Raw genomic sequence first — 21,628 nt, 5'->3', positions numbered from 1 at the left:
TCCACCGCCGTCGTCAACCACCGTGGAGACAGCGCGAGAAACGAACTGTCGGCCGCGGCAGCGCGGGTCACTCTCCGATGCGCAGCCGGACCCGCACCAGGGGCCACACCCGTGATGCGCTGCGGCAGCCGGAGCCTGGTCGACACCGAGTGACGACCAGCGGTTTCCCGGCCGACGGTTCAGGCCTCGTCCTCCAGCCGGATCGCCTCCTCCAGGGACTCGACCGCCTTGTCGGTGTGCCCGCTGCGCTGCTCCAGCAGGGCAGCGGCGATGGCGTCGAGCTTGCGCTGGATGGCGTGTTCGGCGCGCCGTTCGGCGTTCTTCAGAAGGGCGAGTAGCAGAAGCGTCACGGCGGTCATCAGGTCGCCGATCAGCAGCTGCCAGCCAAGGCAGAGGCCTGCGGCGTGGCCGGCCACGAAGGCGGCCACCAGAAGCAGGCACAGCAGGAAGAACACGGGCGAGCTGGTGAAGTTCGAGGCGCGCTCGGCCGCACGCACGAAGCGACCGTGGCCGACGCCTGCGCGCTCCGCTGGATGCCGGAAGGACATGGATCCTCCAAAGTGTCCGGCGGAAGGGCGGGCGCCGGACGGTCGCCCACGAGCACCACTCCTTCCCGGATCCCGGCGACGCGCGGCAGGCGTGCCCGGCCCGTCGGGCTCGTGGTGCCTTCTGTCCGGCGACCGGCGTACCGGCCCTTACCGTCTTCACGGTGTCGGCGGCCGCTGCGGGCCGCCCGGGATCCTGGAACACCGCGCCGGCTGCGGCCGGGCGGGCCGCCTGCTGGTCGTCCACGCCCCGCGTTCGCCCCTCCCGGGCCGGGCTACTCGCGCGGACGTGCGGGAGGCGGAGGCCATCCCGGACCCGATCCGAGCGGTCCGGAGTCGAACATGGCGACGCCGAACACACCTGGCAGATCCAGGTCTCACGCACATCCGCCAGAGTCGTCACGGCCCACTGGGCCGCCCGCTCGGACATCCCGAACCGCAGAACGCCCGCACTGCGGCGCAGCGCGAGGCTCTACCCGGACGCCTTCCGCGAGCGCTGGGGTTCCATGGTGGAGGACGAGGCCCGCGGCGCGGGCTGGAAGTCCTGGCCCAACCTGATCGCCGGCGTCGCGGGCATGTGGCTGCGAGGTCGACTTCCTCCGCGCCGTCCGCAGCTTCGCCGCCAGACAGCGGCGCTACGGCGGCTGAGAGCGCGCCACAGGCGCAGCGCACGCACCCGAGTACGTTCGCCCCCGGATCCGAGTGTCCGGTCGGCGCCGGCGCACCCCTGCCGCCCCTTCACTGGATAAAGCCCGCCATCACTGAATAAGCGGCCCGTCATCTGTTCACACGGGGAATCCGAGATCGCAATGGCGCGCCCGCGTGCGGATTTTCCGTACCCGTTGACTTTAGCTCACATCACTTTACCCGTACGGCCGTTGACCCCAATTTCGGGAGCCTGCTTTGCTGTGGCATGGCAGGCTGCGCTGCCCCATCCCCCTCGCAAAACCGTGGCTGACGATCAGTCGGATCACGTGCCGGCGCCGCCTGTTCTCCTCCGTCCTCACCTCCGCACAGCCCCGCTGCCACCAGGCAGGCGGGTGGTCGGCATGAGAGAGGCTTCCCCCACCATGGGTATTTCCCGCACGCCCCACGAGGCGGGCAGATCCGCCCGCAAGGCCCGCAAGTCGGCACTGGCCGGCGTCGCGGCGCTGGCCCTCGCGGCCGCCGGATTCGCCGCCACGGCCGCGCAGGCGCAGCCCGACGCGACGAGCCGGCCGAGCCAGTCGGCGGCGAACCCGTACAGCCCCGCGTACCAGCACCCGTACCGGCACGGTGCCGTCCCGACCATCGAGCAGAACGCCAAGATGAAGGCCTGGGCGGACACCCACGCCGGCACCGCGGCGACCGGCCCGCAGACGCTGTCGTACGGCGGCGGCACCAACGGCGTCGGCGTCCTCGACGGCCACGCCAAGGTCTACCTGGTGTTCTACGGCAGCCAGTGGGGCAGCCAGGGCACCAACGGCAGCGGCGACGCCACCTTCTCCGGCGACCCGGACGGCGCCGCCCCCGTCGCGCAGGAGATGTTCAAGGACATCGGCACCGGCGGCGAGCTGTGGTCCGCCGACCTCACCCAGTGGTGCGACGGCCCCAACGTCGCGTCCGGCGCCGTCAGCTGCCCGTCCAACGCCAGCTTCGTCCCGTACCAGAGCGGCGGCGTCCTGTCCGGCGTCTGGTACGACAACGCGGGGGCCTCACCGAGCGCCGCGACCGGCAACCAGCTCGGCCAGGAGGCCGTCAGCGCGGCCGCCCACTTCGGCAACACCACGGCCGCGTCGAACCGCGACGCGTACTACGTGATCCTCTCGCCGACCGGCACCAACCCGGACAACTACCAGAACCAGTACTGCGCCTGGCACGACTACACCGGTGACTCCACCCTCACCGGCGGCGCGGTCAACTCGCCCTACGGCGACCTGGCGTTCTCCAACCAGCCCTACAACATGGACTCCGGCGCCGGCTGCGGGGTCGGATTCGTCAACTCCGGCAGCGGCAGGCTGGACGGCTGGACGATGACGCTCGGCCACGAGTGGCACGAGACGATGTCCGACCAGTTCCCGGCCGGCGGCTGGACCAACCACGTGTCCGGCAGCAGCTACAACGGCCAGGAGAACTCGGACGAGTGTGCCTGGCTCCAGCCCGGCACCGCCGGCGGCGCGGCCATGGTCACCATGGGCACCGGCACCTTCGCCGAGCAGGCCAGCTGGTCCAACGACACCAACGCCTGCGCCATGTCGCACCCGATCGTCGGCGGCGGCACCGGCCAGAACACGGTGACGGTGACCAACCCGGGCAGCCAGAGCGGCACCGTCGGGACGGCGGCGAGCCTGCAGATCCACGCCAGCGACTCGGCCTCCGGCCAGACCCTCACCTACTCCGCCACCGGCCTGCCGGCCGGCCTGTCGATCAACTCCTCGACCGGCCTGATCTCCGGCACCCCGACCGCCGCGGGCAACTCCTCCGTCACCGTGACCGCCAAGGACGGCACCGGCGCCTTTGGCAGCGCGTCCTTCAGCTGGGCCGTCACGACCTCGGGCGGCGGCTGCACCGCCCGTCAGCTGCTCGGCAACCCCGGCTTCGAGACCGGCACCGCCGCGCCCTGGACGGCGACGTCGGGCGTGATCGACAACTCGTCCAGCGAGCCCGCCCACTCCGGCTCCTGGAAGGCCTGGCTGGACGGCTACGGCACCACCCACACCGACACCCTCGGCCAGACCGTCTCCGTCCCTGCCGGCTGCAAGGCCGGCCTCTCCTTCTGGCTGCACATCGACACCGCCGAGACCACGACCACCACGGCCTACGACAAGCTGACCGTCCAGGCCAACTCCACCACCCTCGCCACCTACTCCAACCTCAACGCCAACACCGGCTACGTCCAGAAGACCTTCGACCTGTCGGCCTTCGCCGGCCAGACGGTGACCATCAAGTTCACCGGCACCGAGGACGCCTCCCTCCAGACCAGCTTCGTCATCGACGACACCGCGCTCAACGTCAACTGACGAACCGCCGCACCGCAGTGCCGCGAATTCCCTTCGACGGCACGTAGATCGAGCATGGAGCGAGTCCGACCGGAAATTCGCCGTCCGTTCTCATCGCCCCGTCGGCGATGAAAACGGGCGGCGTTCGCCATGAAAGCCCGCGCCCCGGCGCGGCTCGCATCCAAACCCTGGAAGGGCCTTTCTTACCGATCGCCCACCGACGCCCGCCCCGACGCGGCACGCTCCCCAACCACCGTCTAGGCTCGACGGGCACCGAACGAAGAACCGAAAGGAAGCACGTGGGCAGCTGGGAGCGCGCGCTGGACGCGGCGGGGATCCACGACCCCGGACTGCGCGGCGACTACGGCCGCCAGCGCGAGCAGGTCACCCGGTACCGCCGCGAGGCCGCCATGGCCGCCGGGCTGCTGCTGCCGCCCCGGCTGGTGCCGCACGTGATCGCCGCCACCGCGTTCATGCACCGCACCGACACGCTGCTCGACAGCGGCCCGGTCGACGGGCGGAAGGCCGCGTACGCGCAGTGGGAGCGGGAGGTCGTCGACGGCCTCGCCACCGGCCGGACCGACAACCCCGAGCTGCGCCCGCTGCTGAACTCCGTCGCCGCGCACCCCGTCCTGCGCGACCGCGTACCCGGCCACCTCGCCGGCGCCCTCGCGGACCTCGACTTCACCGGGTTCGCGACCGGATCCGACTACCAGGACTACCTCGACGACTACGCGCTGCCCGCCTTCATGGTCGTCGCCGCCCTGCTCGGCCCCGACGGTGACCAGAGCGCCTACGAGGCCGCCTGCCGCGTCTTCATCGACGCCAGCCAGCGCCTCGACTTCGTCAGCGACCTCGCCGAGGACCTCGCCGACGGCCGCCTGACCATCCCCGCCGAGACCCTCGACCGGCACGGCGTCACCCGCGACGACCTGGAGCAGGCCCGCGCCACACCGGGCGTCCGCGCCCTGATCACCGACGAGCTCGACCAGGTCGACCGCACCCTCGCCGCCGCCCGCACCGTGATCGACCTGGTCCCGCCCGCCCACCGCCCCATGATCCGGTGCATGGTCGGCCTGGAGTCGCTCACCAGCGCCACCGCCCGCGCCGACGTTCCCGCCCTCCTCCACCGCCCCGCCGGCCCGCCCAAGCTCGGCGCCCTGCGCCTCCTGGCCCGCGAGTACCTCCAGGCCCGCCGCGTGGCCCGCTGACCGCGCCCCTCCTCCCGCCGGCGGACCTCCGGCCCCTGCCCGAGCGGGCAGGAGCCGGAGAGTTGCCGTCCCGGTCAGCAGGCCGGAACGTCCGGCAGCGCCCCGCCCCTCACGGGGACCCTGACGGTCAGCGGTGCTTGAAGTCCTCGATGGCCGTCCGGATCACCTGGTGCAGTTCCTCGCTGCCGGCGTGCCCGGCGTCCTCGATGATGTGGAGGCGGGCGTCCGGCCACGCCTTCGCCAGCTCCCACGCCGTCTTCGGCGGGCCGCCCATGTCGTACCGGCCGTGGGCCAGCACGGCCGGGATGCCGGCCAGTTTGTGGGCGCCGCGCAGCAGTTGGTCCTCCTCCAGCCACGCACCGTTGCTGAAGTAGTGGGCGCAGATGCGGACGAAGGCGATCTGGTCGTCGATCCCGCGGTCGCTGTACATGCCGGGGGTGTTGTTGGGCTCGCCCGAGATGACGGCGTCCTCCCAGGCGAGCCAGTCGGCGGCGGCCTTCTCCCGGACGGCTCGGTCGGGGTTCTCCATCAGCCGCGCGTAGGCGGCGAGCAGGTCGCCGTCGCGCTCGTCCTCCGGGACGCCGTCGCGGAACCGGTCCCACGCCTCGGGGTGGAAGCGCCCGGCGCCCCGGTAGAGCCACTCGGTCTCGGCGGGGCTCGTCGTCGTGACGGCCGCGATGACGATCTCGGTGACGCGCACGGGGTGTTGCTGCGCGTAGGCCAGGGCGAGGGTCGAGCCCCAGGAGGCGCCGTTGAGCAACCAGCGCTCGATGCCGAGGTGTTCGCGCAGCCGTTCCATGTCGTCGATCAGGTGCTGCGTGGTGTTGCGGCTCATGTCGGCGGCCGGGTCGCTGGCGTGCGGGGTGCTGCGGCCGCAGTTGCGCTGGTCGAAGCGGATGACGCGGTAGCACTCCGGGTCCCAGGACCTCGCGGGCCTGCGCATCGCGCCCGATCCGGGGCCGCCGTGGACGATGAGGGCGGGCTTGCCCTTGGGGTTGCCGAGCTGCTCGTAGTAGATGCGGTTGCCGTCTCCGGTGTCGAGGAATCCGGTGTCGTAGGGTTCGGTCGGAGGATAGAGATCAACCATGACCATCGATCCTAAGCGCGATCGTGGTTGAACTCAGCTTATTTCCAGAACTCTTGACCACGCATCAGTTTCGGTCCAGCAGGTCGTCCAGCTCGGCGGCGAAGAGCAGTGCGGGATCGAACCCCATCCCGCCGAAGTGCCCGGCGAGCTCCAGGGACAGGACGCCGTGCAGGCGGGTCCAGAAGGACAGCGCCCGGTGCAGCACCAGCGGCGGGGCGGGGTGGGCCCCGGCCCAGTCCCGGTGGTCCGCCAGGTGGGCGTCGAACGCCGTCGCGGGGCCGTCCGGGGCGAAGGCCGTCCAGGCGCCGAGGAGGATCGCCATGATCTCCTGCGAGATGACGGTGGTGTCCTCGGGTGCGCGATAACCGGGGACGGGGGTGCCGTAGATGAGGAGGTACCGGTGGGGGTCCTCGAGCGCCCATTCGCGCAGCACGTGTGCCAGACGGGGCAGATCGGCCCCGCCGGCGCAGGCTGCGCGGAGGGCGTCGGCGAGGCCGCGGTAGGCGTCCCGGACGAGTTCGGTGATGAGGTCGTCCCGACTGCCGAAGTAGCGGTAGAGCGCGGGCCCGCTCACACCCATCCGCTTGGCGATCGCGTTGAGCGAGAGCGCGGACGCCCCCGCCGTGGCGATCTGCTCCCAGGCGTGCTGCTTGACCTCGGCCCGCACCTGGGCCCGGTACCGCTCCCGCGGAGTGTCCGCACCGGTCTTCGCCATGGCCGCCCCGTCAGTTGTGGCTACACGATCAAGATGTTGCTAGAACCTATCACCGACTCCCCCTTGCCCCCATCCGGCGGCGAGTTAGAGCATATAACGAACACGAGTGTTCCTCGCGTGGCGCTCGCCCATCCGATCGACGAAGGGGGTGTGATCGGGCGGAACGGCCGGAGCCCGACGCGTGGCGTCACGCCCAGAGCTGTTCGCCGAGTACCGAGCCCTCCGGGGCGCCGGGGAGGACGTAGGCGACGGCGGAGGCGGTGTGGTCCAGGAACGGGTTCAGGGCGTCGTGGGCGGCCAGGCGGGTCTGGACGCGGGCGAACTGGGCGGGGTCGCGCATGAAGGCACAGAAGAGGAGGCCGCGGTCGGCCGGGCCGTCGTCGTAGCTGTAGCCGCGCCGGAGCATGCGGGCGCCGCCGTCGAGGCGGGGGCTGGTGAGGCGGACGTGGGCGGTGGCGGGGATGACGTAGGAGCCGTCGGGGTTCTTGGCGTAGATGTCCGGGTCGTCGTGCTCGGCGGTGCCGGTGAGCGGGGCGCCGTCGGTCGCGCGGCGGCCCATCGCCTGGTCCCGGCGGTCACCGGGGAGCGCGGCGAAGGCGGCGGTGTCCATGCGGATGCGGCGGTAGACCAGGACGGTGCCGTTCTCGTGCGGCCCGGGCGGGCCCCAGACCCACTGGCGGGCGGCCGCGTCGTCGGGGTTGGCCGTGCCGTCCTTGAAGCCGAAGAGGTTGCGCGGCGTGGTGCCGGGGGGAGTCCTCGGCAGGAAGCCGGACTGCGACCAGCGGGGCACGGCGCCGGCGGCGTGCGCGGCCGTGCCGACGAGTTCGGCGACGACGGCCAGTGTCCAGTGGTCGTCGGCGCACAGTTGCAGGAGCAGGTCGCCGCCGCCGCGCGCCGGATCCAGGCGGTCTCCCGGGAAGGGCGGCAACTCCCCCAGCGCGGCAGGCACGTTGAGGCCCAGCCGGGACGCGGGCGCGGGGCCGACGCCCACCAGTGACGTGAGCCGGCTCGCGGCGCCGCGCTCCAGACGCGGGTCGGGCGGCGTGTCGGAGGCGGCCGCGGAGAGCGTGCGGGTCAGCGCGGCGAGGAGGGTGCGCAAGGCCTCCCGGTCGGCGGCGGGGGAATTCTGCGGGAGGTCGAAGGCGAGCAGCCGCGTGGCGGCCTGCTGAGGGGACGTCAAACCGGCTTGCCGTGGAGCGTGGAAGGGAATCGCGGCTACGGGAGGAGGCGCTGCGCGCCTGGACTCGCCATCGTCCCTCGCGAGCTGGCCGGCCGCCGCGCCCGCCCCGGCGGCCAGCACCGCCCCGGCGGCGAGCAGTGCCCTTCGCCGGCCGAACCCGGGGGCGGCGTCTCGGCCCGGTTGCTGCGCATTTTCCCGTTCGGTAGGCATGCGCGCTATTGGAGACGATAGAACACTGACTATGCAACTCCTCTCTTCTGGACGCTTGTTGGCTGCCCTGGTCACCGCCACCGCGCTGGCGGCCACCGGGTGTTCCTCCGCGGGTTCCGGTTCCGACGATGCCGAGCACCCGGCCGGGAGCGTCCTGCGGGTGCCGGAGGACTTCCCCACCATCCAGAAGGCCGTGGACGTCGCCCGCGAGGGCGAGACGGTGCTGGTCTCCCCCGGCGTCTACCGCGAGAGCGTCCGCGTCACCAAGGCGCGCCTCGTCCTGCGGGGCACCGACCGGGGCGGTGTCGTCCTCGACGGCGGCCTGAAGCTGGTCAACGGCGTGACCGTCACCGGGCCCGGCTCGGTGGTCGAGAACCTCACCGTCCACGGCTACCTCGCCAACGGCGTGCTCTTCACCGGGGTCACCGACGAGAAGTTGCAGCAGCGCGGCGCCGGCGGGTCCGCGTACAACCCGCTGGACACCACCCGCTTCCCGGCCGTCCAGGGCTTCCGCGCGAGCCGGGTGACGGCCTACGACAACGGGCTGTACGGCATCTACGCGTTCGACGCGCACGGCGGTGTGATCGAGGACTCGTACGCCTCCGGGCAGGCCGACTCGGGCATCTACGTCGGGCAGTGCAAGCCGTGCGACACCGTGGTGCGCGGGAACACCGTCGAGCGCAACGCCGTCGGCATCGAGCTGACCAACGCCTCGGACGGGCTCTCGGTGCTGGGCAACCGCGTGGTGGGCAACCGGGTCGGCGTCACGGTGAACTCCAACGACCTGGAGGCGCTCGCCCCGCAGCACGGCGCGGTGATCGCCGGGAACGTCGTCGCCGACAACAACGCCGCCGACACCCCCGAGCAGGCGGACGGTGGCTTCGGCATCGGCATCGGGATCGGCGGCGGGACGGCCAACCAGGTGCTGCGCAACCTCGTCCGGGGCAACCGCGCCGCCGGTGTGATCGTCACCGACCCGCCCGGGCACCCGGCGAGCGGCAACCGCGTCGAGGGCAACCGCACGGACGGCAACGGCGCCGACCTCGTCCTGGCCTCGGCCGACCCGGGCAACTGCTTCACCGGCAACCAGCCGGCCGTCCAGAGTCCGGACGGGCTGGAGGGCCTGGCGGGGTGCGGCGCCCCGGGCCGCGGCCCGCTGCCCGGCGGGCGGGCGGCCCCGGTCCAGGCACCGCCCGGCGTCCCGTTCAGCCAGGTGGCGGCGCCGCCCGCGCAGCCGTCGCTGCCGGATCCGTCCGCGCCCGGCCGTCCGGCCACCGGCCTGCCGGGGGCGGTCGACGCGGACGCGTACCGGCTGCCGGCCGACGTCACCGCCCTTCCTCAGCCGCCGAGTTGAGTCCGCCGGCCGTCACGCTGTTGCCGTCCAGGTGACGGGCAGCCCGTGGACGCCGTAGATCTGCATGTTGGTCCGGAGCTTCACTTCCTCGGCGGGGACGGCGAGTTCGAGGGTCGGGAAGCGGCGCAGCAGTCCGGCGAACCCGGCGCGCATCTCGATGCGGGCCAGCATCTGGCCGAGGCACGCGTGGACGCCGTGGCCGAAGGACAGCTGGCCGCGGGCCTCGCGGTGGATGTCCAGGGTGTCGGGGTCGTCGAAGCGCCGGGGGTCTCGGTTGGCGGCGAGCAGGGAGACGAGGACGGTCGAGCCTTCGGGGATCGTCTCGCCGCCGAGTTCGAGATCCTCGGTGGCGTAGCGGTAGAGGATGTCGACGACGGACAGGTACCGCATGAGTTCCTCGACGGCACCGGGCAGCAGGTCGGGGTTCTCGCGCAGTTCGGCGAGCTGCTCGGGGTGCTCCAGGAGCGCGAAGGTGCCGAGGCCCAGCATGTTGGCGGTGGTCTCGTGGCCCGCGAGCAGCAGCAGGAAGGCGATGCCGGTCAGTTCGTCGATGCCGAGGTCCTCGTCGCGGGCCAGGTCGGAGAGGACGTCCTCGCCGGGGTCGGCGCGCTTGGCGGTGACCAGTTCGGCGAGGTACGTGCTCATGGCGCCGTACGCGGCCATCTTCTCGTCGAACGGCAGGTCCCGGTCCATGAACCGGGCGGTGTTGACCTGGAAGCTCTCCCGGTCCGCGTAGGGGACGCCGAGCAGTTCGCAGATGACGAGTGACGGCACCGGCAGCGCGAACTCCTTGACCAGGTCGACCGGCGGGGTCAGGCGGGCCAGTTCGTCCAGCTGCCGCTCGACGATCCCGGTGATGTGCTCCTCCAGCATCTTCGTGCGCTTGACGGTGAAGGCGCCGGTGAGCTTGCGCCGCAGCCGGGTGTGGTCCGGCGGGTCCATGGCGATGAACATCCCCGGCACCTGCGGGGACGGTTCGGTGATGGCGGGCATGCCGGGGACCTCGTGCGGCACGTGGAGGATGCCGAGGTCCTGGCGGGAGCTGAACCGGTTGTCGGCCATGAGGCCGCGGACCTCGTCGTAGCCGGTGACGATCCAGCCCTCGTGGCCGTCGGGGAAGAGCATCGGGCTGACCGGACGGGCATCACGCAGGCGGGTGATGGCGCCGGGCGGGGCGAAGGGGCCGGCGTCGCGGTCGGTGGGCAGGCCGTGCGGGACGGGAACCTGGTCGCTCATCGGATGTCCTCTCGGGGCGGGCGGTGCAGCCACCATCCCCGGCGCGCCTGACATCCCGCTGACACGGCTCTGACACGGGCCTGCGCGGATCGGACGTCAGCCGGTGAGCCACGGGGCTTCGGGGAGCTTCGCCTCGCCGTCGCGGCCGGCGAACTCCACGGTGGTCGGCGTGCCCAGGCCGGCCATCTCCATCGCGACCCGGCGCAGCGTGCCGTCGCCGTCGACCCAGTAGGTGAGCGGCGACCGGCCGCCGTCGGGTGCGGCGCCCTGGGCGCGCGGACCGGCGAAGCGGTCGTGGCTCCGGCCGTCGATTCGGTCCCGGCCGAGCCAGCGTGCGCCGGACTGGGCGAGCAGGAGCGGGTTGTCGGGCCGGTCCGCGCCGAGCTGGACCATCAGCTGGAGGCCGGAGTCCAGCGGGTCCGCGGTGTACGAGCGCGGCGACCAGCCGGAACGGGGGACGTGTTCGGCCTGTTCCCAGAACCGGCCGGTGTCGCCCGCCGGTTCGGGGGCGAGGCCGAGACCGCCGGCGTCCCAGACGATCAGGCCGTGGTCGGGTTGCCCGCCCGGACCGCCGGTCCGGTAGCGGCCCACGCCCCGGCGGGTCCGGTAGTCGACGACGCCCTCGACGTGGATCTCCACTCCCCCGCCCTCGGCCGCGGTGAGGGACACCGTCACGGGGCTGGCCTGGTAGAGGTTCAGCCGCGAGAGGGCCAGCCTTGATGCCTCGTCGGTTGTGACCGGCCGCTCCGCGGTCCCGTCGGAGACGGTCCGGTAGACGGCGAAGCCGCCGGCCGCCAGGCCGCACACGACGACCGCGGCGAGCGTCCTGAGCCATGACGTACGGCGCGGCTTGCGGCCGTCGGGCTTCCGGGCCATGCAACTGCCTTCTCTCCTCGATGGGTCACGACCATCGGGCGGGTTTCCCGGACACTCCGGGAAACCCGCCCGATCGGGCCCTTCCGGGCCGTTACCGCCTGGACCTGCGCCTGCGGGTCAGCACGAGCAACGCCGAGCCGAGGGCGGCGAGCACGACCGCACCGGCCAGGGCCAGCGGAATCGCCTGGCTCGCACCGGTGCCGGGCAGCGTGCCGGGCGCCGGGCGCGGTGCGGCCGGCGGGAACGGGTTGCCCGGGTTGCCCGGGTTGCCGGGCACGGCCGGGACGGTTTGCGCCGGCGGTGTCGGCGAGCCGGTCGGCACCGGAGTCGGCGTGGGTGTGGGCGTGGGCGTGGGTGTGGGAGTCGGGGTAGGCGTCGGTGTCGGTGTCGGGATGAGCCGGTTGACCATCGTCACCGAGACCCCGGCGTCGAGGTTGTCCGCGGTCAGCACGAGCGGCTCGGACACCGCCGGGTCCGGCGCGGAGTAGCCGTCCGGCGGGCTCACCTCCTGCCAGTAGTACGTCCCCGGCGTGCCGCTGCCCTGGCACACGCCGTCCGCCCCGGTCGTGCAGGGCTCACCGACGGGTGTGTCCGGCTTGGTCCCGCTGGTCTGGAGGCCGTCGGTGCCGTTGGTCTCCTTCCAGAGCCGGAACTTCGCCCCGGCCAGCGGTTTGCCGTCCTGGTCGTGCTTGACGACCCGCAGCGCGCCCTCCTGCTGCCGGTAACCGAAGTCGTACGTGTGGTCGTTCTCGCCCGGTCCGCCGGTGGTGAGCGACCGCTCGGGGAACCTCGCACCGGCCGGGACGATGCCCTTGGAGTCGATGAAGCGGTTGTCGCCGACGTCGGCGTCCGTGGGCACCCACTGGTGGAGCGGGCCGCCATTCGCGTAGTCCGCCGGGTTGTCGATCCGGATCGTGTACTTCGTCCGGGGCTTGAGGCCGCCGGTGACGTTCGAGTCGTCGAAGTAGTACTCGCCGCGCGCCGTCGTCCTCGTCGTGCCGACGACCTTGCCCGACTCGTCGTACAGGTTGACGGTGGCGCCCGGGACCGGGCGCTGGCCCGGGCTCTGGATGCCCTTGCGCTCGGGGTCGTACCAGACCCGGTTGCCGATCTGGAGCGGCGCCTGGTCGCAGAGCACCTCCAGGTCGCCCATCGAGGCGCCCTTGCCGAAGGGGGCGGCGGTCCCCTTGGGGGTCAGCCTCAGGCCGAACTTCGGGTCCTGCTTGCCGTCGGCACGCTGAAGGAACGACGTGCCGTAGCCGACGGGGGTGTGGTCGGGGTCGAAGGCGGACGTCGCGATGGTGGTCTCGACCTTGGAGAGTGCCATGCCGGCGAACGCCGTGTTGTGGTGCCCCACCGCGGCCCAGGCGGTGTCGAAGAACCGGGTGCCCCGGGGGGACTTCCCACAGCCGTTGTTGGTGTCCATCACGTAGGTGCCGTTCGACGGGCAGGCCTTGTTCAGGTCGCCGCCGGACATGACGTTGAAGACCGAGCCCGGCGCGGGGGCGCCCGGCTCGCGGTCGGCGAAGCGGTCGCGGAAGGCCAGCAGCATCGAGCCGTCGGTCTCGAAGCCGACCTCACCCAACTCGGGTTCGGGGTTGGCCATGGTGGCGTTGCCGCAGGCCTTCCCGTTCTGCGTGGTCGGGTAGGTGCTCGTCCACGGGAACCAGCCCGCGCCGTCGCACGGGCCCCCACCCACGGTGGACAGGCGCGGGTAGTCCAGCGGCTGGTCCAGCACCGCCTTCCGGAACGCCCCGGTGGCGAGGTCGAACGGCAGGACCAGGGCGCGCATGTCCGCGGGCTTGCCCGTGGACTGGCCGGAGCAGACCCCGCCGAGGAACCCGGTGCCGTCCTGGAGGCCGAGGCCGAACGGCCGCCAGTCCCCCTCCGCCGGGCAGCCCGGGTCCGGGATGGCGTAGGACGCCTTCGGCGCCGAGGCCGTCGACACGGTGGCGTCGTAGCGGTAGAGCTTGCGGTCGTTGAGGTTGACGACGAAGAGGTCCTTGCCGTCTTCGGTGATCTTGATGCCGCCGAGGCTCTCCTTGCCGGGCACGTCGAGGAAGGCGTCGTCCGTCCCCGGCCCGTGCACGGTGCTGCCCGCGTTCGGCACGGTGGTGAAGAGCGTCGTCCTCTTCTGTGCGGGGTCGGTGACGTAGACCGCCCCCGCACCGCCCGGGCCGTAGTCGGTGCCGCGCTTGGCCACCGCCGAGGAGAAGACCCGCTTGTCGGCCTTGTTCCAGGCGATGCCGTACAGCGTGCCCGTCTCGGCGTTGGTGGCGAGGTTCGTCACCTTGACGTCGACGCCGTCCTGGCCGCGCGCGCTGTACGGGAAGGAGACCAGCGTGCGCTGGGCCCCGCCCTCGCGGTTGGACGTCTGACAGGTCGTCACCAGCGTCGCGTTCTTCTGGCAGTAGTCCCCCGGGTACCAGAGCCCGGTGGTGTAGGAGACGTTCTTGCCGCCGGAGAGGTCGACGAACTCCTCGTTACTGCTGAGCTGTTTGGGCGCGCCGTCCAGCCCCTGGCGGGAGGCGAAGGCCGGGAACAGCACGCCCGGTTTCGGATTCACCACCTGCACGCGGTACTTGCCGCCGGCCGCCTTGCTCGCGGCCGGGGCCAGGGTCACCGTGCCGTCGGCGGCGGTGGTGCCCTCGATGCCGACGCCCGCGTCGTCCGTGAGCGTCACCTTCACGCCCGCGATGCCCGGCTCCAGCGCGGGCGTCCACACGCCGCTCGCGTCCACCGCCCGGATCACCCGGACCGTCACGGATCCGTCGCCCGTCTGCGGGAACGCGGCCGGGGCCGCCAGCAGCGAGCAACTGCCCACCCCGATCGCGAGCACCGCGACGCTTCCCGCCGCACGGCGGCCGGACCTGCCCGGTCTCCGTCGGCCGGGACCGCGCGCGGCGCCGTTCGGTTCTTCGTCGGTCGTTGTCATCCCCTGCTCTCATCGTTCAGAAGGGCCCTGCGGCCCCGCCTCGTTGGAGAGTTCACGGAATGGCGGCAGGCCGCCATCCTTAACCGGAGCTTAAGGCGACTTGACACAACCAGGATGAAGAACAGGAACTTTGACGGTACATCAGACACAAACAGGGGTCGCCGCTCGAACACCTCGGCGATTGCGCACATCTCCCCTGACAGTTGTTCACAACCGACTTCAACACACCTGCCCCACCGGCCACTTCCGGCGCAGAACCGTCAGCGGCGAATTGACACCGCTCTTGCCGACACGGCGATGGCCACCGTCTGCGTGCTCACCATCGGGTACCCGCTCCGGCTGGCCGGTCGGCCGTCGGCCGCGTCGCCTCCGGCACGTCGACCGGGCCCGTCCCCGCCTCCGCCGTCGCCCCCGTCACATCGGCCGGCTCCGCCTCCGCCGTCTCCGGACCGCCCGGCCGCTCGATGCGGCTCAGCAGGCGCGCGACGGCGTCGGTGCGGTCCCGCAGCACCGCGACGTGGGCCGCCTGCGCCGGCTTGACGGCCTCCTCGGCGGGCCGGACGGGAATCCCGCGACGCCGGGCGGTCGCGATCAGGCTCTCGGTGACCTGGCCGGAGACGACGAGCGTGGCGACGGCGAAGCAGCCCGCGTCCAGGGTGCGCTGCCGGCCGAGCAGCCCGCGGTACACGATCCGTGCGGGCACGGCCAGTTCGTCCAGGCGCTGCTCGACCGAGCCGCGTTCGAGTGCCGCCAGGACGACCGTGGCCAGCGCCTCGCCGACCTTGGTGACCGCCCACTTGCGGCCGGGCACGGGCGGGAGGAACTCGCGGACCTTGTCCACCTCCTGCTCCAGGGCCGTGGTGGTCAGCACCTCGAAGGCGTTACGGGTGCGCACCTCCACGACCTTGTCCCACTCGATCTCCTCGCCGTCGAATCCGGCCTTCACCGGCCCCAGGTGCACGGCGCCGAGCCCGTCGAGGAGCCCGAGCAGCTTGTGCACCGCGGCGGGAGTCCGGGGGTGGCGGCCGAGCAGCGTGCCCACCGAGAGCTTCCACGGCTCGGTGACGGGAACGGGCGGCGGGGCGACGGAGGTGAGCGCCGCGAGCGCCCACCGCCCGCCCGCCACCGACCGCCCGCCCCGGAGCGCGGCCTGCCACCCGGCCTCGCCCCGCTCGGCCGCCACGCCCATCAGCCGCCCCAGACCACTCATCGGCTCCCCGTCCTCACCTCGGCAACCCGCCGATGTTAGACGGTCGACGCCCAAGGGTGGGTCCCGGTCATGCGGGAGGTCGTCGGTCTGGGTGCCACCGCGCCGGCCGAGGACGGCGACCGGGCTCGTGCCGTTGCTGCCGGGCTGGACGCGGACGTCGGTGATCCAGGAGGTGCGGCAGGGAGAGTTGCCCGGGGCCGGGTCCGGCTTGAGCACCGTCCCCCAGGCGCCGTCCGTGACGGCCCGTCCGGAATCCGGGGGATCCCGGCCTGCGGTGTTCCGTGCACACAAGGAAACCGGGCGGGCCGGACGTGACGCGGATCACGGCTTGCCCGGATCGCCGCCCGGACTGTCGAGGAGGCCGGTGCGGGTGGCGATGACGGCGGCCTGGAAGCGGCTTTCGGCGCCGAGACGTTCGAGGATGTCGGCGACGCGGCGGCGGACGGTGCGCAGGGACATGCCCAGGCGGCGGGAGATCGTCTCGTCCTTGAGGCCGGCGGCGAGCAGTCTCAGCAGGGTGGTGTCGATGTCGCGGGCGGCCTGTTCGAGACCTCCGGCGCCGCGGGTGGTCGGGTCGGTGAAGACGCTGGCGTGGGTCCAGGCCTGTTCGAAGATGCCGCGCAGGTAGGCGATGAGATGGGGTTGCCGGACGACGACGGCGCCCCAGGTGGTGGTGTCGGTGGGCAGGAAGGCGACGTTGTCGTCGAAGAGGATGAGGCGGCCGAAGAGCTCGTGGGCGGTGCGGTACTCGCCGCCCAGGGCGGTGGCGGCCTCGACGTAGGCCTGGGTGGGGCCGTGGAAGCGGACCGAGTGCTGCTGGAGGGTGCGCATGCGGATGCCGCGTTCGAGCAGGGCGCGGTCGCGGCCCAGGGCCGGTTCGAGGTTGGCGGGGCTGCGGGAGACGTCGCCGGGCTGACAGGCGATCACCTCGCGGCGGCAGCGGGCGGCTTCCTGTTCCAGCAGTACGTGGACCGCCCTCTTGTCCGGCAGAACCGTCACCGCTTCCGGGTCGGCGCCGGGCATGCCGGGGCGGGCGAGGCGGGTGAGGCGCTGGATGTCCTCCTGCAGGGCGGCCAGGCGCTGCTGGTGGGCCACGGTCTCGGCGGCGATGCGGGCCTCGAATTCGGCGGCGAGGTCCGCCAGGGGCGTGTGGGGGTGCACCTCCGGTCGCAGCGCACCTGGATTGTCTTTCATGTCCGTTTCCCCCATTTCCTCCCCCTGTCCCGTTAGTGCCCTGACACTTTAATGACGGACATCGCGCCTGGTCGGTTGGCGACGCGCGGGAAACAATCCAGATATCGGCAAGCGAACGCTCCGCTTTCTCGTCGGCCCCGCCGTTCGCTCCTGTTCCACGCCAGTTGATCTGAAGGATCCTGTTTTGAACCGTCTTCTCCGCATTGCCACCGGTGCCCTCACGACCCTGACCGCCCTGGGGGCCCTCGCGGCACCCGCCGTCGCCGCCACGTCGACGGCGCCCTCGTCGACGGCCACCCGGGCTGCGCAGTCCGCTCCCTCCCACTCGGCCCCGCAGATCCGCAACACGTCCTGGGGCGAGTGCTGGCACGGCCCCGACGGCAAGTGCATCAACGGCCCCACCCAGATCAAGTAGCGACACCGCCCTGAACCAAGGGGCAGGTCCGTCGATCGCGGGGGCGCCCCCTGTCCGCCCCCGCGATCGAGGAACCGGCGTCGACGCTCCCGCCGACGCACCCCGTTGACGAGGCGTTGGCGTCTCGCAGCTCCAGGGTTCCCGCGGTCCGGCCATCGGCCGACCGCCGTCACCGGCCCGGACCGGAACGCATTCACGCGCCCTTCTGCTCACCCCGGCCCCCGTCGACGCTCCCTGCCGAACGCCGAGCGCGAGGTGCGCCCGTTCGTCATGCCCGCTCCAAGGAGACCGTTTTGACTGATCTGCCCCTGTGTGCACACGCGTGGCTCCGCCGGACCGGTGCGGCGCCGGGCGCCGCCCGAACGGAGGTGGCGCGGTGACCACCGATGTCGAAACGGCCGGCCCGGACACCGGGCTGGGCGACGCCGACGGCGCGTCCGCCGGACTCCGGCTGATCGAGGCCGTGACGGGACCGGCCTCCCCCGTCGACGTGCGCGAGGCCGTCGCCGAGGCCCTCGGCCCGCGCTTCGCGGCGGCGGCCTGGCACGAGGCCGACGGGACGGACGCCCTGGCCGGCGTGATCGGCCTCCGGCTCGCGGGTCACCGCGTGCACCTGGCCGTGGAAGCGGCCGCGCCCGCCCGGCACCGCACCCTGGATCCGGTCGTGCCGGAGCCCCGGCTCTGGCGGACCGCCGTGCTGACCGACGCACCCGCGGGCGCCCCGCTGCCCGAACCGGTGCGGGTGATCGTCGCGGCCGTGCGGCAACGGGCCGACCGGCTCACCGCCGAGGAGGCCGACGGCGTGTGGTCCTCGATGCCGCTGCTCCGTCACTTCGCGGACCGGGGTGAGCAGATCCAGGACTGGGCGCTCGTCTTCCGCGACCACTACGTCGAGAACAGCGTCGGCTTCCTCCTCGCGGCGGAGCGGGCGGGCATCCCGCAGGAGTGGATCTACGCGCTGGCCAAGGGGGACCGCACGTCCGGTCGGCACCGGGTGCACGCCTGGTTCCGCGCCCGGGGCTACCGCAGCGCCGTGCTGGACAACTCCGTCATCGACGGGACCGCCCCCGGCCAGGAGGTCGCCGCCGCCCGGCAGGTGGCCGCCGACGTCGACCGCTTCATCGCCGCCGCCCACCGCGCCGGACGCCGGGTGCTGGTCGTCGACGACGGCGGACTGCTCGCCCGCGGTGCGGGACCGTCCCGGCTGGTGACCGAACCCGTCGACGCCGTGGTCGAGCTCACGGTCAGCGGGCTCAAGCGGATCGGGGCCGGACCGCCGCCCGCCGTTCCGGTCTTCAACGTCGCCCGCTCCCAGCTCAAGAGCCTGCTGTCGTACGAGGAGATCGCCGACTCCTGCCTCCGGCGGCTGCGCGAGCTGTTGCCGGGGCAGAAGTTCATCGGGCGCCGCGTCGTCGCCGTCGGGTTCGGCACGTTGGGCTCCCGGCTCGCGCGCCGACTGCGCTCCGTGGGCTGCCGGGTGACCGTGGTGGACACCGACACCCTGGCCCTGATCCAGGCCGCCGAGCAGGGCTTCGAGACCGAGCCGACGCTGCACGCCGCGCTGCGGCGCTGCGCGCCCTTCCTCGTGACGGGCAGCACCGGCGAGCCGCTGCTGCGTCCGGAGGACCTGCCGCTCCTGCCCGACGGGGTGCTCCTGGCCGGCTTCGCCACCAAGGACTTCAGCATCCTCAGCACCGGCGGCGCGGGCACCCCCGAGGATGCGCTGACCGGGGTCGGCATCCGCTACCGCCTCCCCGGTGGCGGCGCGGCCACGCTCCTGGGGGACGGCCGCTCGCTCAACCTCTTCGACTACGAGGGCATCCCCAACTCCGGCTACGACGCCTACCGGGCCGGCACCCTGATCGCCGTCCGCGAGCTGTGCCGCCGGGCCGACACGCTCGCCCCCGGCGTGCACGTGCGCGAGGTCGACGAGGCCGTCCGGTCGGCGGGCCTGTTCGAGGCGTACTACGACACGTACATCGCCGAGGCGGCCCCCGACCGCACCTGCGCGTCGGAGCCGGAGGAGCGCCCGTGACCGGGCGCGGACACGCCTGTGTCGTCGGATACGGCAGCGTGGGGAGGCTGCACGCCGAGGTCCTCACCCGGCTGGGCCTGAAGGTCAGCGTGCTGGACCCGGATCCGGTACGGCCCCCCGCCCCGCGGGTGTCGTGGTGGCGGAGCATCGGACAGGTCCCCGACGTCCGCGACATCGACGTGTGGGTGGTGTGCACACCGACGCACACCCACCTGCCCGTCGTCGCCTCGGTACTGGCCCAGGACGCCGCGGCCCGCATCGTGGTGGAGAAGCCCGCCTGCCGCGCCGCGGAGACCACCGCGTTCACCGAACTGCTCGCCACGCTGCCGGCGGCCAGGGTCGTCGTGATGAACCAGTACCGCGAGGCCGCCGTGCTGTCCTCGATGGCACGCCTGGTCGCCCGCGAGGCCCCGGGCGAACCGATCCGGGCGCTGCGCGTCGTGTTCGCCAAGGACCGCAGGCCCGACGTCGCCCGGGGCCGTTTCGTCGACCGGGACCACGGCGTCTTCGGCTACGAGTGGCTCCACATGCTCGCGGCGCTCGGGCACTTCCTGCCCGCGGCCGGCTACGACGCCTACCTGCGCGGCCCGGTGGCGCCGGGCTCGCTGCGCGTGGCGCACGACCCCGAGCTCGTCCTGGCCGCCGCACACGAGCGCGCCACCGTGCGCGGTGTGGCGCTGGAGCTGTTCTCCACCGTGGCGGGCGAGGGCGCCGAGGCCGCGCTCCCCCGTCCCGCCTGGACCCGCGACTACCCCACGGCGGTGGGGGAACGGCAGCGCCTGGTACGGGTGGAGACGGCCTCCGCCCACTTCACCGCGGAACTTGAACCGCTCGGGGGCCCCGCGCCCGAGCAGGTCCGCCGCGACGTGCACCGGATCACGGTGCGGACCTCGGCCGGAGACCGCCGGATCGAGGTCGTCGACCCGCTCATCGAGAACGCCTGGACCGGCATGCTCGCGACCCTGTCGGCCGTCACCTGCCCGCCACCCGACCTGCGCACGCTGCACCGGATCGCCTCCCTGATCGGCGTCGTGTGGCCGCGGGGCGCCGAGGCGGCCCTGGTCGGCGCCGACCGGACCGGGCGCCCGCCCGGCAGGCCGGCCGAGTCCGTCTTCTCGCCCCGACAGGAGTCCGCATGACCCAGGTGTGTTTCGTCGTCCCCCAAGACGAGTTCGAACGCCACTTCCTCCAGCAGCCGCTGGACGTGCTCAACGCCGCGGCGGTCCTGCGGCAGGACGGCGTGGAGGTGGGCCTGTGGGACCGCCGGCTCCACCCGCTGCCCGCCGACCAGGACGCCCCCGACCTGGTGGTCGTGGTCACCGCCGTCGCCGACCGGGCCCAGTGCTACCCCCTGGACCTCGGCCCGGTGAAGGACGCGGTGACCGAGGTGCGCGACCTGTGGCCCGGCGTGCCCGTGCTCGCCTGCGGACCGCACGCCACCCACCTGCCGGAGGCCTGCCACCGCGAGCTGGGCGTCGACTTCGTCGCCCGGGGCGAGGCCGACTCGGCCGCCGTCCAGGCGGTGCGGGACGTGCTGCACCGGCGCGCCCTCACCCCCGTGCTGCCCGCGGCCGGCACCTACCCGGACCTCCCGGTCGACCAATGGCCGTTGCCTGCCTACGAGTTGACGGATCCCCTCGCCTACACCGCGGAGGTCGTGGTCGACGGGCGGACCCGCCGGGCGGCGTGCGGGCTGGTGATGGGCGTGCGCGGCTGCAGCTACGGCTGCTCCTTCTGCCACCTGCCCTTCGGCGCCCGGATGCGGGACCGGCCGGTCGTCCAGACGCTGGCCGAGATCACCGCGCTCCGGGAGCGCGGCACCGAGTCGGTCTTCTTCCTGGACTACGTCTTCGGGCTGCACCGGACGTTCTACGACGACCTGTGCTCCGGCCTGGTCGGCTCCGGGGTCGAGTGGACCGGCCAGACCCGCGCCGAGGTGGTGCTGCGCACCGACGTCCGGCGCTGGGCGGACGCCGGCTGCCGGGGCATGTGGCTGGGGGCGGAGTCCCCCGGGGTCGCCGACACCGGTGTCGGCAAGCGGGTGCCGCCGGAGAAGGTGGCCGACGCCGTCCACAAGCTCGCGGACGCCGGCATCAAGCCCTTCGCCTTCATCCTCCTGGGCCTGCCCGACGACCCGGCCTGCGCCAACGGGGAGCTGGTGGACTGGGCGGCCTCACTGCCCGTGGACTTCGGGCTCAACCAGCTCGTCCTGCGTCCGGGGACCTCGCTCTACGACCGGCTCGCCCCCCGCTACAACGGCGGGCGGACGCCTTCGTCGTGGGCCGAGGTCGCCGAGGTCACCCGGCGCTACCGGGCGCAGTACCCGACGGACCTGGACGCCCAGTGGGACCGGCTGACCGCCCTGCCCAACTACCTGGGCAACGCCATGGCGGCCGCGTGAGCCCCGCCACCGATCCCGCCACCGAAGCCGAGGAGAAGGACAGCCT

At 72.9% G+C, this 21,628-nt stretch carries 16 protein-coding genes; 7 read left to right on the top strand and 9 right to left on the bottom strand.

The window, feature by feature from the left end:
- Window positions 1–179 precede the first annotated feature (179 nt).
- Window positions 180–497, bottom strand: coding sequence for a low affinity iron permease family protein (locus ACWCXH_RS10940; protein WP_449801070.1), 318 nt, complete (start codon window positions 495–497; stop codon window positions 180–182).
- Between the two features lie 1,118 nt (window positions 498–1,615).
- On the opposite strand from ACWCXH_RS10940, the gene ACWCXH_RS10935 reads away from it, so the two are divergent.
- Window positions 1,616–3,544 (top strand): putative Ig domain-containing protein, encoded by a 1,929-nt coding sequence (locus ACWCXH_RS10935; RefSeq protein WP_449801069.1) that lies wholly within the window; start codon window positions 1,616–1,618, stop codon window positions 3,542–3,544.
- 278 nt (window positions 3,545–3,822) lie between these two features.
- Entirely contained in the window at window positions 3,823–4,734 is a 912-nt protein-coding gene (locus tag ACWCXH_RS10930) for a phytoene/squalene synthase family protein (RefSeq protein ID WP_449801068.1), read from the top strand.
- A 127-nt stretch (window positions 4,735–4,861) separates the two neighbouring features.
- On the opposite strand, the gene pip is transcribed toward ACWCXH_RS10930, so the two are convergent.
- The 3 genes from pip to ACWCXH_RS10915 all read right to left on the bottom strand — a co-directional run bounded on the left by pip (window position 4,862) and on the right by ACWCXH_RS10915 (window position 7,716).
- Entirely contained in the window at window positions 4,862–5,821 is a 960-nt protein-coding gene (gene pip, locus ACWCXH_RS10925; RefSeq protein ID WP_449801067.1) for a prolyl aminopeptidase, read from the bottom strand.
- Between the two features lie 64 nt (window positions 5,822–5,885).
- Window positions 5,886–6,536: a TetR/AcrR family transcriptional regulator gene (locus tag ACWCXH_RS10920; RefSeq protein WP_449801066.1), complete on the bottom strand. Its 651-nt coding sequence runs from the start codon at window positions 6,534–6,536 to the stop codon at window positions 5,886–5,888.
- 187 nt (window positions 6,537–6,723) lie between these two features.
- The gene (locus tag ACWCXH_RS10915) at window positions 6,724–7,716 is read right to left on the bottom strand and encodes a Dyp-type peroxidase (RefSeq protein ID WP_449801065.1); all 993 of its coding nucleotides are present in this window, start codon (window positions 7,714–7,716) and stop codon (window positions 6,724–6,726) included.
- 265 nt (window positions 7,717–7,981) lie between these two features.
- Here ACWCXH_RS10915 and ACWCXH_RS10910 point away from each other — a divergent pair, with 265 nt between their 5' ends.
- On the top strand, window positions 7,982–9,280 hold the full coding sequence (locus ACWCXH_RS10910; protein ID WP_449801064.1) for a right-handed parallel beta-helix repeat-containing protein: 1,299 nt from the start codon (window positions 7,982–7,984) through the stop codon (window positions 9,278–9,280).
- A gap of 12 nt (window positions 9,281–9,292) precedes the next feature.
- On the opposite strand, the gene ACWCXH_RS10905 is transcribed toward ACWCXH_RS10910, so the two are convergent.
- The 5 genes from ACWCXH_RS10905 to ACWCXH_RS10885 all read right to left on the bottom strand — a co-directional run bounded on the left by ACWCXH_RS10905 (window position 9,293) and on the right by ACWCXH_RS10885 (window position 16,731).
- Window positions 9,293–10,516: a cytochrome P450 gene (locus tag ACWCXH_RS10905; protein WP_449801063.1), complete on the bottom strand. Its 1,224-nt coding sequence runs from the start codon at window positions 10,514–10,516 to the stop codon at window positions 9,293–9,295.
- A 96-nt stretch (window positions 10,517–10,612) separates the two neighbouring features.
- Window positions 10,613–11,392, bottom strand: a complete 780-nt coding sequence (locus ACWCXH_RS10900) for a hypothetical protein (protein ID WP_449801062.1) — start codon at window positions 11,390–11,392, stop codon at window positions 10,613–10,615.
- Window positions 11,393–11,483: 91 nt separating this feature from the next.
- Window positions 11,484–14,231: an SdrD B-like domain-containing protein gene (locus ACWCXH_RS10895; protein ID WP_449801061.1), complete on the bottom strand. Its 2,748-nt coding sequence runs from the start codon at window positions 14,229–14,231 to the stop codon at window positions 11,484–11,486.
- Window positions 14,232–14,643: 412 nt separating this feature from the next.
- The gene (locus ACWCXH_RS10890) at window positions 14,644–15,537 is read right to left on the bottom strand and encodes a hypothetical protein (RefSeq protein ID WP_449801060.1); all 894 of its coding nucleotides are present in this window, start codon (window positions 15,535–15,537) and stop codon (window positions 14,644–14,646) included.
- A 321-nt stretch (window positions 15,538–15,858) separates the two neighbouring features.
- Window positions 15,859–16,731: a response regulator transcription factor gene (locus ACWCXH_RS10885; RefSeq protein ID WP_449801059.1), complete on the bottom strand. Its 873-nt coding sequence runs from the start codon at window positions 16,729–16,731 to the stop codon at window positions 15,859–15,861.
- Between the two features lie 184 nt (window positions 16,732–16,915).
- Between ACWCXH_RS10885 and ACWCXH_RS10880 the strand changes: the two genes are divergently transcribed.
- The 4 genes from ACWCXH_RS10880 to ACWCXH_RS10865 all read left to right on the top strand — a co-directional run bounded on the left by ACWCXH_RS10880 (window position 16,916) and on the right by ACWCXH_RS10865 (window position 21,582).
- Entirely contained in the window at window positions 16,916–17,146 is a 231-nt protein-coding gene (locus ACWCXH_RS10880) for a hypothetical protein (RefSeq protein ID WP_449801058.1), read from the top strand.
- A 376-nt stretch (window positions 17,147–17,522) separates the two neighbouring features.
- Window positions 17,523–19,181: a hypothetical protein gene (locus tag ACWCXH_RS10875; RefSeq protein ID WP_449801057.1), complete on the top strand. Its 1,659-nt coding sequence runs from the start codon at window positions 17,523–17,525 to the stop codon at window positions 19,179–19,181.
- Window positions 19,178–20,320 carry a Gfo/Idh/MocA family oxidoreductase gene (locus ACWCXH_RS10870; RefSeq protein WP_449801056.1) on the top strand — a complete coding sequence of 381 codons (1,143 nt, stop codon included), beginning with the start codon at window positions 19,178–19,180 and terminating at the stop codon, window positions 20,318–20,320. Before ACWCXH_RS10875 ends, ACWCXH_RS10870 begins: the two co-directional genes overlap by 4 nt.
- The gene (locus ACWCXH_RS10865; RefSeq protein ID WP_449801055.1) at window positions 20,317–21,582 is read left to right on the top strand and encodes a B12-binding domain-containing radical SAM protein; all 1,266 of its coding nucleotides are present in this window, start codon (window positions 20,317–20,319) and stop codon (window positions 21,580–21,582) included. The genes ACWCXH_RS10870 and ACWCXH_RS10865 overlap by 4 nt, the downstream gene beginning before the upstream one ends.
- Window positions 21,583–21,628: the final 46 nt, after the last annotated feature.

The sequence above is a fragment of the Kitasatospora sp. NPDC001660 genome, assembly GCF_053596725.1.
This window is presented reverse-complemented; position numbering and strand designations above follow the sequence as displayed.